At 31.8% G+C, this 13,681-nt stretch carries 11 protein-coding genes; 1 reads left to right on the top strand and 10 read right to left on the bottom strand.

Annotation, left to right across the window (positions count from 1 at the left end; genetic code table 11):
- The 5 genes from HGI79_RS21215 to HGI79_RS21195 all read right to left on the bottom strand — a co-directional run.
- The coding region (locus HGI79_RS21215; protein WP_185652665.1) for a DUF6531 domain-containing protein at window positions 1-4,514 on the bottom strand (4,514 nt) is incomplete at its 3' end.
- Window positions 4,515-4,619: 105 nt separating this feature from the next.
- Entirely contained in the window at window positions 4,620-5,588 is a 969-nt protein-coding gene (locus HGI79_RS21210) for an Rpn family recombination-promoting nuclease/putative transposase (protein WP_185652664.1), read from the bottom strand.
- Between the two features lie 89 nt (window positions 5,589-5,677).
- Window positions 5,678-5,896, bottom strand: coding sequence for a hypothetical protein (locus HGI79_RS21205; RefSeq protein ID WP_185652663.1), 219 nt, complete (start codon window positions 5,894-5,896; stop codon window positions 5,678-5,680).
- 108 nt (window positions 5,897-6,004) lie between these two features.
- Window positions 6,005-6,523, bottom strand: a complete 519-nt coding sequence (locus HGI79_RS21200; protein ID WP_185652662.1) for a transposase zinc-binding domain-containing protein — start codon at window positions 6,521-6,523, stop codon at window positions 6,005-6,007.
- 222 nt (window positions 6,524-6,745) lie between these two features.
- Complete coding sequence (locus HGI79_RS21195) at window positions 6,746-7,210, bottom strand: Imm30 family immunity protein (RefSeq protein WP_185652661.1); 465 nt, start codon at window positions 7,208-7,210, stop codon at window positions 6,746-6,748.
- Between the two features lie 174 nt (window positions 7,211-7,384).
- Between HGI79_RS21195 and HGI79_RS21190 the strand changes: the two genes are divergently transcribed.
- Entirely contained in the window at window positions 7,385-7,822 is a 438-nt protein-coding gene (locus HGI79_RS21190) for a primase-helicase zinc-binding domain-containing protein (protein WP_185652660.1), read from the top strand.
- 459 nt (window positions 7,823-8,281) lie between these two features.
- On the opposite strand, the gene HGI79_RS21185 is transcribed toward HGI79_RS21190, so the two are convergent.
- From HGI79_RS21185 to HGI79_RS21165, 5 genes are all read right to left on the bottom strand, one after another.
- On the bottom strand, window positions 8,282-8,767 hold the full coding sequence (locus HGI79_RS21185) for an ankyrin repeat domain-containing protein (protein ID WP_185652659.1): 486 nt from the start codon (window positions 8,765-8,767) through the stop codon (window positions 8,282-8,284).
- Between the two features lie 300 nt (window positions 8,768-9,067).
- The gene (locus tag HGI79_RS21180) at window positions 9,068-10,216 is read right to left on the bottom strand and encodes a suppressor of fused domain protein (RefSeq protein WP_185652658.1); all 1,149 of its coding nucleotides are present in this window, start codon (window positions 10,214-10,216) and stop codon (window positions 9,068-9,070) included.
- Window positions 10,217-10,220: 4 nt separating this feature from the next.
- Window positions 10,221-11,447, bottom strand: a complete 1,227-nt coding sequence (locus HGI79_RS21175) for an RHS repeat-associated core domain-containing protein (RefSeq protein ID WP_185652657.1) — start codon at window positions 11,445-11,447, stop codon at window positions 10,221-10,223.
- Window positions 11,448-11,817: 370 nt separating this feature from the next.
- A complete protein-coding gene (locus HGI79_RS21170; protein WP_185652656.1) occupies window positions 11,818-12,240 on the bottom strand; it encodes a hypothetical protein in 423 nt (140 codons plus the stop codon).
- A gap of 38 nt (window positions 12,241-12,278) precedes the next feature.
- Window positions 12,279-13,681, bottom strand: a 1,403-nt coding sequence (locus tag HGI79_RS21165; protein WP_185652655.1) for an RHS repeat domain-containing protein, incomplete at its 5' end; no start/stop codon positions are given.

The raw sequence follows: 13,681 nt of genomic DNA, 5'->3' as shown, positions 1-13,681 counted from the left end.
ATAGCTGCTATTGTACTGTCTGGATTATAAGCATAGGATGCTGCCTTATTATTACCATCCCATACTTCTTTTAACATCCCAATTATATCATATTTATAGCTTATTTTTCTACCAGTTATATCCTTTAAGGCTGTTATATTACCATCTTTATTGTAGTCATATTCAAGTACAGTTTTTCCATTTATACTCTTAGTTTTAAGATTCATATTTGGAGTATAAGTATAATTATAAACCTTACCACCACTTATACCTGCAGCTAAACTTCCATCTTTGTTGTACCTATATTCTTCTGCTGTACCTGTGATTGCATCTTTCTTACTTGCTATATTATCATTTTGATTATAGAGATACTCAATTATATTCTTATTTCTATCAACATGCCTTGCCAACCTTCCCTGCTTATCATACTGATAGGTCATTACTTCTCCTGCAGGATCTTTTATTTGTGCTAAAAGATTTAAGCTATTGTAGGTGTATTCTGTTTTATTTCCATTTCCATCTACTGTACCTATTACATTTCCTGCATAGTCGTAGTCATACCACTCTTTACTTCCATCAGCCTTTTGTACTTCTCTTATTTTTCCCCATAGATCCAAAGTATAAGAAGTTTCATTACCTTCTCCATCTTTTATGCCTGTTATATTCCCAAGTGCATCATAGGTGTACTGCTGACTTACTGTACCCTTTTGTTTTGCTCCTGGGGTTATTATTGTCTTTACTCTTCCACCTATGTCATAACTGTATTCCACACCAGTTTTTGAAGCATCTAATTTTTCTATAAGCTCTCCAACTTCGTTATACTTATTTTTCTGTACAATTACGCCAAGACCATTGGTTACTTCTACAAGACGATTCATGCTGTCATAACTATAACTTGTACCTTCTCCATCATCTTTTTCTGCATTGTAGTTTTCTGGAGTTATATGCTTTACTATATTGCCTGCTTCATCATAGTAAAGCCTTGTGACTCCTCCTTCTTTATCTACTATTTTTGTCTGCCTGTTCATGGCATCATATTCATAAGTGATAGAGTTACCGTTACAGTCCGTTTCTTTTATGATGTTTCCTGCACTATCATACTCATAGGTTGTGATCCTTTCAGACTCTTTATCCTTTGGATCTCTTTTTACAATCTCTACAAGTCTGTCTGCAGCATCATATCGTACTATATTTTCATAACCTTCTGGAGTTGTTACTTTTGTTATATTACCGTTGCCATCATAGTCATATAAAGTCTTAGCTGCTGTCTTTCCTTTTGTCTCTTCTGCTAAGTCTCCTTCATTTATCTCTTCGCTTACTTTTTCCAGCCAGCCTATGCTGTTGTAATAGTATCTTTTTACTTTATAGGTATTAGCATTTATTCTAGTTCTTTCTAAAGTTCTATTGCCTAGACAGTCATAAGTATACTGTACTTCTGCCCCTGTGGTATCCGTTATCTTTATTATTCTGCTGTTTTTATCATAAGTATAAGTTATATTATTCCACTCTTTGGGATATTTATTTTCATCCACATACTCTGGAGATATTTTCTCCTCTATTCTTCTTCCTGCTTTATCATAAGAATATAGAGTTACATTATATTTTATACTTCCTAAGTCTTCTTCCACAGGAACTCTTTTTTCAAGCATCCAACCTGCCATATTATACTTATAAAGTGTTCCATATCTGGTTTCATCGGTATCTCCGCTTAAATAACCTTTAGCATCTATTTCTTTTACAATATTATCTTCTTCATCATAAACAAATCTTCTTGATACATTACCCTCCGGGTCTTTTATAGTTACAAGTCTGTTTCTTTCATCATATTCATACTCTGTACCTTTTCCATCATCTGTTTCCTTATTGTAATTTACAGGGTCTATGGTTTTTACTATATTACCTGCTGCATCATATTTTACCCTGTAAACTCCACCTGTTGGATATATGGTTTTTATTCTTCTACAGCTGCTGTCATATTCGTATTCTACTCCTAAACCATCATCAGTATATCTGTCATAATAGTTTGGATTTATTTCTTTTATTAGATTTCCATAAACATCATACTTTACAGCAAAAACATTCTGCAGTGGGTCTGTGGTTTTTATAAGTCTGTCAAAGGCATCATAACGGAATTCATAACCTTTACCGTTATCCATACTATAATCGTACTCATTTGGGAATATCTGCTTTATCATGTTTCCCATTTTGTCATATAGAAGCCTTGTTACATTCCCTTTTGCATCAGTTATATGTGTTCTGCTGTTTAAAGCATCATAACCCAGTTCCACAGTACCATAAGCTGTTGTTACAGCAGTCATTCTTCCTGCTGCATCATATTCATATCTTGATATGTTTCCTTCAGGGTCTTTTACAACTGTAGCTTTATCAATATGCTTCTCTCCATATTTTAACTCCACAGTATTCTTTTCTGGGTCTGTCTTTGTAATTATTCTTCCATATTCATCATAGGTAAAAGCTGTTTTTGCATAGCTTTCACCCTGTATTTTAACAAGTTCTTCTAATAGATTTCCTCTATTATCATAGCTATAAAGAGTTTCACCACCACCTGAAGTCTCTTTCTTTATAAGGTTATCATTACTATCATAGTAATATTTTATAAAGTAGCCTCCTGGATGTATCTCTTCAAGTAGATTTCCCCTGCTGTCATAAGTCCATTGTGTGATTTTTCCTGATCTGTCTGTTTCGCTAACCTTATTATTATATTTATCATAATTATATATTTCACTAGTACCATCATCATAGATTACTTTAGCAACTAGGTTTTTTCGATTATATACAAATCTCTCTACCTTTCCTGTTACCTGGTAGGTAAAGATTGTTTCCATATCCTTTTCATTGTGTTCTACGTCTACTATATTTCCATCTCTGTCAAACTGTTTTACTACTCTTCCAGATTTATCATATTTATTTTTTACATATGTATGTCCATCTTGATCTGTTATAGCTGTTATAAAGTGGTTTTCATAGGTGTAAGTTAAAACTCCTCCATTTGGATAAAATACATTTACAAGGTTATCATTGTCATATTCATAGGTTACTTTTCTTCCTATGTTATCTGTTACTTCTACTACTTTTCCGTAATTACACTTAAAGGAAAGTTCCTTTCCTCCTGGTGATGTTATGGTTTTTATATTTCCTTCACTGTCATAGTCTATGGTCATCCTATTGTTATTTCTATCACTTATAGAAATAAGCTTTCCGGCTTTATCATACTTATGAATTGTTTTATCTTTTAGTTTTAAAATAAAGGCGCCTGTTTCACTATCATCTAAAAGTACATTTACTGTGCTTTCTGTGGATTGATTCTTCCATTTATCTTCTTTTATAAAGGTTTCTATGTGTCCATCTGGAAATACTAATGTAACTTCATTGTCATTTTCTATTTTTATTCGGCTTTCATACTTAAATGTCCAGCCTCTTCCCATAACTCCTATACTTTTATCATTTGAGTTATATCTTCTTTCCAGCTTTAGTTCTATACCTCTGTCTTCCATAATGAGGTCTACTGCTTTTGCATCAAGACTTCCATTTACTACGTTTATTGGGTCTCCGCAGGTTATTGTTTCTTCTTCTTTACTAACATTTTTCTTATTTTGTTTTAGATTTTCATCTTTATATCCTTTAGAATTTCCCTCTCTGGTACTAGCAACTTCTTCTCTACTTCTTTTAGATTCTTGGGATTTTGTATTTTCTGTATGACTTTTTATTTCAGATTTATTATGTTTGTTTAAATTACTTGTATTCTTTTTATTGGTTATATGCTCATTTGGTTTAACTCTCTTTTTAGATCCTCTTCCCATAAAAGCCGGAGCCAAAGTAAGGGCATCTTCTGCCACATTAAACCAGTTTCTAAGGTTTCGTGGATTTTTCATTAAAGCCTGCATATCGCCTTTTATTCGACCTAAAACTTCCTTGGCTCCCATAAGTCCATCATAGGTATTTTTTACCGTTAGCGCCTTTGTTGCTACTTTTCCAGCTACTTTAACAACTTTTACAGCTTTTGCTACTTTTGCTGGATATTTAACAAGATGTGCTATTTTAATAGCTTTAGAGGTCCTATTCCCTATCTTTGCAGCTTTTACAGCTGTTTTTCCTGCTTTACCGGCTATTTTAGCTATTTTACCAGCCACTTTTACTGCTTTTCCTGCTCCTTTTGCTATTTTTGACCCTTTCAATGCTGGTCCTGCAAATGGTATGCAGCAGGCTAGTGACAGTAATGCCCCTCCCTTATCTCCTCTAGCAAAGGATATTCCTGCATTGGCTACATTGGCTAGTATTCCAACAGGGCCTGGTACCATTCCTAAAATATCAAGTCCTAATTGAAGTCCATCTAAAAGCAGTCCTTTAGTGTCTTCTTTCTCTTGATTTCCTCCTGCTGCTGCCACTGCTTCTGATTCTGCTGCTGCTTTAGCTTCTGCCTCTGCATCTGCAATGTCCTCTGGGTCTTCCTCTACTGTAATCAGAATAGTATGTCCTGAGAATATATTCAGAATATTCTTTGTAATTCTCTCCATTTACAAGCAGTACATTGAATTCTGCTAATTCCTAAAAAACAAAAACTTCTTAAGAACTCATCAATCTAAATTCTTAAGAAGTTTTATTATAATCAAACCAAATATTTAATTTTTATCAATTTCTATTTGATTCTTAAGTCTTAATATCTCAGCCCTGCTTAATTCTGTTAACTCTAATATTTCTTCAATATCCAAACCCTTTTTGATCATTTTTATAGCTATTTTTTCTATTCCTTTTTCTATTCCCTTTTCTATTCCCTTTTCCTCTCTAAATTTGAATTCTTCCTCAATCTTCCTACCTAAATTACTTACCATATCATCCACCTCCATTTCTGATGTTTCCTTTAATAATTTATAAACATTTTCTTTTACTTCCTCTTCAAATCTATTTTTAAATATATTTATAAGCCATCCTCTAAATACTTGCTCCTGCTCCTTTGATGCACTTTTTCTTATGATTCTTCCTATTAATTTTAACCTTTCTATTATCTCTTCCATTTCAACATCTTGATCTAATAGGAATACTGCACTTACTACATTAGCTATTTCCAATAGTTCCTCTTTATCTATTCTATTTATGTCAAATAATAAATATCTAAAATCTACTATACTGTCTTCAAATAATTCATATCCGTTTAATACTTCCTTGAAATTTCTAGCTGCTGTCCAATTACCCTTTCCATTATATAATACTATTGGGACTATAGCTGGCAGCTTATATTCTTTTCTCTTTTTTGCCTTTTCTTCTGTATTCTTAAGTTCTTCTCTCCATATTTCTGTCATATACATTAAAAGCCTTATTGGCATCCTAAAATCTACTTTTGACTGAAGTTCTAAAAGTACATAGAATATTATATCATTTCCATCCATGTTCACTTTATAAACTATATCTGCTTCTTCCTCTTTAAAATCTTCAAGTATGAATTCCTTATCTATTAAAACTAAATTTTCTTCTTTTATTAAGTTTACCCATTCTTTCTTTACAAAACTCTTTAAGAATTCTATAAAATTCTTTTTATGTGAAAGTATATGTTTATATCCTAAATCATGTTCATTATTTATATTTTCATCCATAAGTTTCACCGACTTTCTGTACTTTAATTATATCATACACAAATAAATCAATGCTATATTTTTACTTTCTAATACTTTCAAATCTTTTACTATACCTTATTAATAATGTTTAGGTCTAAACATATCGCATTGCCGCATGTTGTACTTGCAATTGTTACTATCTCATATTTAATCAACAAACCATCTGGAGTCAACTCCGAATTTTCATATTTAATTCCTTTAAGTGATAAAAGAATTACGTCTCCACCTATGTCTATGCCATTTATCGTTGAAAATTCCTTGTAAAAATCAATAACTATTTGCGGCACATTATAATTAAATTTGTAGTTAGTTGTTTGCGTGTTTGAATAATATATTCTATAGGTGTATAATTCATAAGTAAAATATTAAGGACTATGCACACTTTTACATAAATTTTAAAGTGTGTATAGTCCTTTAATTTTCTTCATTATTACCAGATAGCTGCTCCCTTTTTTACTTCTTTTCTTCTTATCAAAGGCAGCTCTATTTTTACCATTAACATCATTTATATATTCTTCTATAACCTGATACGCCATATCTTGAAGATCTTTAAGGGATTTTCTGTTCCAATAGAAGTATTTTCTAAACTCCTTCGGAATAGTAAATATACAATGTCTATGTGGTACATCAAGAATTCTTCTTACCTGTTTTTCAACCCAGTCGCTTACATATTTTTTACCACACCTGTTGCAAAACCTACTTTTACAACTAAAACCTATATTAATTTTTTCAAGGCATTGCATACATATGTAAGCTATAAATCCTAATGCAAATTCACCACAATTTATCATTTTTAGTACTTCTTTAAATAAATGCTCTCGCATTTGTTCTGGAAACTTATCGTTTTTATTTTGCCAGAACTCTTTAAAATGATCTTTAAAAATTTGTTTAATTACACCATTACTCTTTTTCATAATGCCTTATTATCTCAAATATCTTTAGTTTTTTCTAGAGTTATCCACAATATTTTCCGCAAGCTATTTCCTAAATAACAAGTAAGCGCCCATGCTGGGCGCACACAGAAAGGCTAACACAGGATTTTTACTTCCCATGCTAGCCTTCGTGCTTAAACTTTATTTAACTTTTTATTGAGTTTCTGCAATCATTAACTTGTAAAGAATATATAATTAATCTTACTAGCATACTTGCTCCAATATTTTATCAACTTTATTTGAATATTCATTAGGTTGTTGCTTTTTTATTTGATTTAATATATCGACTATTACTCTCCTAGTTGTTTCATCTACTTTTTTAATTGCATTTATATAGAAATTGTTGTAAGGTTCAGAATTTAAAATAAGTTTATGCATCCTAATAGCCCACTCCTTACCTTGAGGTAACATTCTTGGTGTACCCTTAGTAATTTCAATCATTCCGCTCTCTAAACCACATCTGCTAGCAATATCAAGAATCATTTCATTAAAGTTACCTATTAGTGAATCAAATGACATGTTATCATTAAAGACTGAACATAAGTCAGCAATTATTGAATTATCGGCATTATCCCATAAATACTCATAAATCTCTATAAATGCTTCAGCATCTCCAAATTCCTCTGCTGTTATTTCACGCAATTCAAAAATTTCTTTTTTAAAAGACATAACTATTCCTCCTCATTTTTAGGTATTGTCAAAAATTTTAATATAATTTCTGACTTAACCCTTTTATTTTCAACATTCTTATATAAATAACTTGCTCCCCCCAAACTTTTAGGGTAAATTAGTGATTTGCGAAGTCATAATTTCCAGCAAAGAAGAAAGGAGCAAGCTATAAGCATGATTAACCAGTTTCTTGTTAAATACATTATTTACCTACACTATATCATCAACCAATTATTTATTCTCTTAGTTAGGAAAACCCTGTTTACTCCTGCCACTGATGAGCCCGTAAAAAAGGAATATAGAAAGCTTCAGGTAGATAAACTGCCTATATTTGAAATACCTGAAAAGCTTGATTATAAAGTTCTTCTCCATAACTATTTTGAAAGTCACAACAAAGAGCTTAAACCAGTTAAGCAACGTAAGAATAAAACCGTTATTCCTAAAGAAGTTAAGTGTCCTAAATGTGGTGCTCCGCACCAGTATCTTTACGATAATAATGGTGGTAGAGGTCAATACCTTTGTAAGGTATGTGACACAGTATTTAACCCTAAAAACTATTTTCAAAAGTCAGTTATTTTGAAATGCCCTTACTGCAGTAAAACTCTTGAATGATGTTAGTCTATTTCTACTATCATAAGTGTAGTTTGTTACTTGAGAACCTAACGTTCTCTTTACTATAATTACATACTTCATCATAGACAAAAGCTGTATTACATACTTTTATCTCGCCCTATCGGACTAACTCATATTTTAGAATTCAAACTAAGTTTCTTATATAATTAAACCTTCCTTATTAATTATTTCTCCAAATCCTTAACAAATAACTTTATTAGGGCTAACGCCTGCCTTTTTATCAAAAGGCTTTTTGGACAAAGCAAACTACAAACGTTTTTAGATTATTTATAACTATTTAATATATATAGTTTATTGGCAATTAAAGTAAAGAAAGTTGCTAGACTTTCTTTATATGAAAACTGACTTTAACTAATTATACTAGCTAAAGTCAGTTACTTTAAAATACATATAAAGTTTAATATTTAAAAGATATTAAACTACAAATCTACATATAATTTAACCCTTTAATAAATTAATAAGTTTATCAAAACCAGTTTGAATTGCAAAATCTAGTGGAGATCTACCAGCATTATTTTTTGTATTGATATCTGGATTATATTTCATAAATAACTCTACAATTTCATAATACCTACCTTTACAATTAAATACTGCACTCCAAAGTGCATTATTACCATAGCTATCACGAATATTTATATCTCCACCTTTTTCTAGTATTTCTTTTGCCAATGAGATATTAGGATGAAAGCAAATAAAATGTAATGCAGTTTGCCCTCTATAATCTTGAATATTTACGTCTATCCCTCTATTTAATAAATCAAATGCAATATCTGATCTTTTAACTGTGATAGCTTCATGTAGTAAACTTTGCTTATATTCATTTCTGATATTTATATCTATATTTTCAATATAAGATTTGTATAATTGCTCATCTCCATTTCTTATTATTGAAAAAATATCAATATCTTTTGTATTATTATTCATAAAATCTCTCCTTTATTTTCAATTCTTCTAAAAAAATTAAAGAAAATCGTACATTCTATATGTCTATTTTACTCAGAACATTCCAATCATTATAACCTTTAGATTAATATCCTCAAAGAAATAAAAGATATTAACAGAGGATTTGACTCCGTTAATATCTGATTTAATATATTGGCTAGGCTTCGCTTTACCTATGAATCTGATAAGTCGTTGTTCGTTGCAAATTACTTCTAAAACGAAAGGTTAGACTATCATACATGCTCATTCATTTGGAATACTCTCATCTTACTGACATTTTGTCTATAAACCAATATTTTCTCTTGTAATATCAAGAACATCCGTGATTCCTCTTTCATTCATTTTTTTTATTAGGTGCTCACATCCCTTTTCCAAAGCAAAATTTCTTTCTTCTTCATAAATAGGGATAAGCGTATAAAAGTTAATTATATTACCCTGGGAAGTTACAAGTCTCTCGAAACCACTTTCTTTAGGCTTAGATATCATAATGCATGATAATTTTGTATTTATTGCAAAAGGCTTTGGAGGTTCTCCATTTGGAAGAATAACTTCTTCACTTAGCCATCCATCGTAAATATGAGGAATATGGGCAGTTTTTCTAAGCCAACCAAGAGGCCAATAATTTTTTTGATCCCTCATATCGTTCTTATTAATTGACCAATTTGCAGGTAACTTTAATAACAGTTCGGCATACTTAAACTCACCTGCTTCTTTTGAGCTATCCATTGGATAATCACTCATACCGGTTGTAACAAGAGTTATAAAATTTCTTTCTTTAGACGGTTGAATAATGTGAATATTAACTGCTACTCTACTACCAGGTATGATTTCGTTTATAGTGTTACTGACTGGACCGAAATATTTCGTTATATGTTCCAAAATATCCTCATGTTGTTTTTGTTCTTCACAGCGATTTTCTTCTGTTGTAATATTTTCAGTTATATTTTCTAATAATTTGACAATTTCTATCTGACCTTGCTCACGTGCAAAAGCTAATGCATCCATATTTTTCATAGATTCTCCATTGTATTTAACATGAATATCAATGCCGTTATCAATCAAAAGCTTTGCAATATCTGCATGCCCATTCGCAATTGCACCAAATAACGGATTTCTTTCAGGTTCGCTCACATCCATTTCAGCTCCACATGATAACAGATATTTAACAATTTTAATATGTCCTTCTGAAGCTGCTTCGTTAACTGCACTACCTCCATATACACCACCTCGTCTATTAATGTCAGCACCTAGATCTATAAGGCGTTGTACTATTTCAAGCTTTCCTTGTGATGCCGCTACGTGAAGCCAAGTTCCAAATGGTGTCATCATATTTAAATACTCAATACTAGAATCAATTAATTCAACTACTCTTTCAACATTACCTTGCTTGATAGCAGAACGAATTTCTTTGGTAATTTGTATACTATCCATATTCTTACCCTTTCCTCCTTTTAGCTATATCCCCTAACTTTTTAAGCATTTCTACCATATCATCTCGATCACCACCAGCATTCTTTACTTCTTTAATCTTATCAACAACATTTTTGAGTGCATCAGTTCCATGTTGACCTTTAACTCTGTTTGGAGCCCATATTAGATTTTCAAGTCCAAAAATCGGATCTATTTTATACTCCCTTAGTATTTCTTGTCCTTCCTTAACTAGTACTTTTTGGGTTTCTTTAAGTCCTTTCTTAAATAATATATGGTGCGCATGTGGGTCTACCATATCACTTGGCGGATTACCAATCTTACTTTTTAAATATTTTCCGAAATCAACTTTGCTTACATCCAGCTTAAATCCATTACCTATATTTTCCCTAAGCTCATTTAGTTTGTTCTGAGACATCTTACCATCGTTAACTTTAGTACGCTGAAGTCTCATGTACTCTTTGTACTCATCTTTTGTCATTTGCCTATCATAGATTTTCTTTTCACATTGAGTGGCATATCCAGTAGGGTCAAAGTAGTTAATTGGATTATTACTTACATAAGCATATAGATTAAGTCCATCACCTCTATAAACATCCTCCTGCGTAAATCTACTGACTACAGGATTATAGAACCTTGCTCTCAAATAGTACTGATTTGTTACTGAATCAAACTGCTCTCCCGAATACCTAAACCTATTATGAACTTGTTCACTTGCTTCTAAGGTGTTACCAAATGCACCATAACTATAGCTATTTACTATGTTACCTAGTATATCCGTTAAATTAACTACATCACCATGGTAATTATTCAAATAGTAGTAACTGTCGTTTTTGCTGTCTCTTTGAGATACTATCTCAATTCCTCTTATACTTGCTACCTTTAAGTTATCTTCCACATCAAGTTCTGTTACTATGCTACCCCTATCAAATACAAACTTACTTACTACACCATTTTCATCTATTTCACTTCTTAATCCTTCTGAATCATAGAAGTTTTTGATATAGCTTCCATCATGTTTTTGAACCTCTGTTGTTCTATTGAAGCAGTCGTGGGTGTACTTTGTAGTGCCTTGCTTATTTGTTTCTGATATAAGATTCCCTTGATTATCATATTTGAAATTTGTTAAATTTTCGCCTTCAATTAATGATGTTAGTCTATTTCTACTATCATAAGTGTAGTTTGTTACTTGAGAACCTAACGTTCTCTTTACTATAATTACATACTTCATCATAGACAAAGACTGTATTACATACTTTTATCTCGCCCTATCGGACTAACTCATATTTTAAATTTCAAACTAAGTTTCTTATATAATTAAACCTTCCTTATTAATTATTTCTCCAAATCCTTAACAAATAACTTTATTAGGGCTAACGCCTGCCTTTTTATCAAAAGGCTTTTTGGACAAAACAAACTACAAATATTTTTAGATTATTTATAATTACTTAATATAAATGATTACTGCTTGAATATTTAGTCTTAATCTCTTATTGATAATTAGAATTAATTATTTTCATATTTACAAAATTTTCGTAAATGTATGTGCAACTGCCTATCACATAGCAAAAGGGCAGGCTATTACACCTCCCCCATAAAATTATTTAACTATTTAGTATAATTTGACTCAATTCACCTTTTAAAAGTTTTAAGTTGCCATTTGGTATTCTATCTTCGACATATTCCTTTGCAAGTGCATTAAGCCAATCATCATTATAATTTAAAACTAGGGCTTCAGCAATAAGCCCAAAATCATCAGAAATATATCCTGCTAAATCAGATGATTGTGTTTCATTATACGTAATTTTATATGATATCTCACGAATTGATTTAATTAAATTTTTAATTTCTTGGTTATTTAAACCTTCTTCTTGTTTTATTATATTATAATTTCTCATCCATTCACTATCAAATACGTCTATCTCCCTATTATCTAATATCAGTTCCATATCATCAATATCAAAAGTATCTTCCGAAAGTAAATCTTCAGCTAATAATAGCTCTTTTAGTTTTTCTAATTTAATCATTTTGCACTCTCCTTTATTTTCAATAATTGTTCTTAAAGTTATGGATCAATCCATAATCCATTTTCACGAAGCCAATTTTGCATAAGATCAACAGCCTGGGATGGTGTTACATTTTCACCTAATATATGTGTATTGTTTGGTGATTTAACATCTACGCTAATGTCATCAAGATTCTTATAAGCATTTCTATATGCATCAAATAATTCTGCATCAGTACCCTGAAAATCTCCTTGCCTTGGTCCAACAAATTCTCTTTCAGCATCGTGAAGCCTCCAATGGTCATGCCCTGGATCTGTGCCTAATGAAAATAATGTTGGACGCGTTTTATCTTCTCTTCCAACCGCAAAAGCCCTACCCTTAGATTTACGCACCGCAGGAACATGATGTCCTGATTCTCCAACTGCAATTCTTTTGATTTCATCCGTCTCCTTGGTCTTCCACTTAACATTCTTGCCTCCATAAGTTGACCTAAAATATTTATTCCATTCAGAACCTGAAAGCAATTGTTTTTCAGGATTACCCTTGCTTCTAAATCCATTAGCTATATTTTCTCTAAGCTCATCTAATTTAGATTGTGACATTTTGCCATCTCTAGTTTTAGTTCGCTGGAGTCTCATGTATTCCTGCCACTCTTCTTTTGTCATCTGTCTACTGTAAATTTTCTTTTCACATTGGGTGGCATATCCAGTAGGATCAAAATAGTTAACTGGATTTGAACCTACATAAGCATAAAGGTTTAATCCATCTCCCCTATACTCATCCTCCTGCGTAAATCTACCAACTACAGGATTATAGAACCTTGCTCTCAAATAGTACTGATTTGTTACTGAATCAAACTGCTCTCCCGAATACCTAAACCTATTATGAACTTGTTCACTTGCTTCTAAGGTGTTACCAAATGCATCATAACTATAGCTATTTACTATGTTACCTAGTATATCCGTTAAATTAACTACATCACCATGGTAATTATTCAAATAGTAGTAACTGTCGTTTTTGCTGTCTCTTTGAGATACTATCTCAATTCCTCTTATACTTGCTACCTTTAAGTTATCTTCCCCATCAAGTTCTGTTACTACACTGCCCCTATCAAATACAAACTTACTTACTACTCCATTTTCTTCTACTTTATCTCTTAATCCTTCAGGGTCATAGGAGTTCTTGATGTAGTTTCCATCTTGTTTTTGTACCCCTGTTGTACGATTAAAGCAGTCATAGGTATACTTTGTAGTACCTTGCTTATTTGCTTCTGATATAAGATTTCCTTGATTATCATATTGGAAATTTGCTGGATTTTCGCCTTCAATTAGTGATGTTAGCCTATTTCTGCTATCATAAGTATAACTTGTTACTTGAGAATTCAGTGTTCTCTTTACTCTATTTCCTACCTTATCATAGCTAAAGGCTTCTATGCTTTCATTTGGATATACTACCTTCTCCA

The organism is Clostridium sp. DJ247, assembly GCF_014231265.1.
Note: the sequence above shows the minus strand (reverse complement) of the source record. Positions and strands in the feature narration are given on the sequence as shown.

Bases quoted from the DNA above. Each gene is read 5' to 3' on its own strand.
- HGI79_RS21210 (WP_185652664.1), bottom strand. From the start codon at position 5,588: ATGGATGAAAATATAAATAATGAACATGATTTAGGATATAAACATATA.
- HGI79_RS21200 (WP_185652662.1), bottom strand. From the start codon at position 6,523: ATGAAAAAGAGTAATGGTGTAATTAAACAAATTTTTAAAGATCATTTT.
- HGI79_RS21195 (WP_185652661.1), bottom strand. From the start codon at position 7,210: ATGTCTTTTAAAAAAGAAATTTTTGAATTGCGTGAAATAACAGCAGAG.
- HGI79_RS21190 (WP_185652660.1), top strand. From the start codon at position 7,385: ATGATTAACCAGTTTCTTGTTAAATACATTATTTACCTACACTATATC.
- HGI79_RS21185 (WP_185652659.1), bottom strand. From the start codon at position 8,767: ATGAATAATAATACAAAAGATATTGATATTTTTTCAATAATAAGAAAT.
- HGI79_RS21180 (WP_185652658.1), bottom strand. From the start codon at position 10,216: ATGGATAGTATACAAATTACCAAAGAAATTCGTTCTGCTATCAAGCAA.
- HGI79_RS21175 (WP_185652657.1), bottom strand. From the start codon at position 11,447: ATGATGAAGTATGTAATTATAGTAAAGAGAACGTTAGGTTCTCAAGTA.
- HGI79_RS21170 (WP_185652656.1), bottom strand. From the start codon at position 12,240: ATGATTAAATTAGAAAAACTAAAAGAGCTATTATTAGCTGAAGATTTA.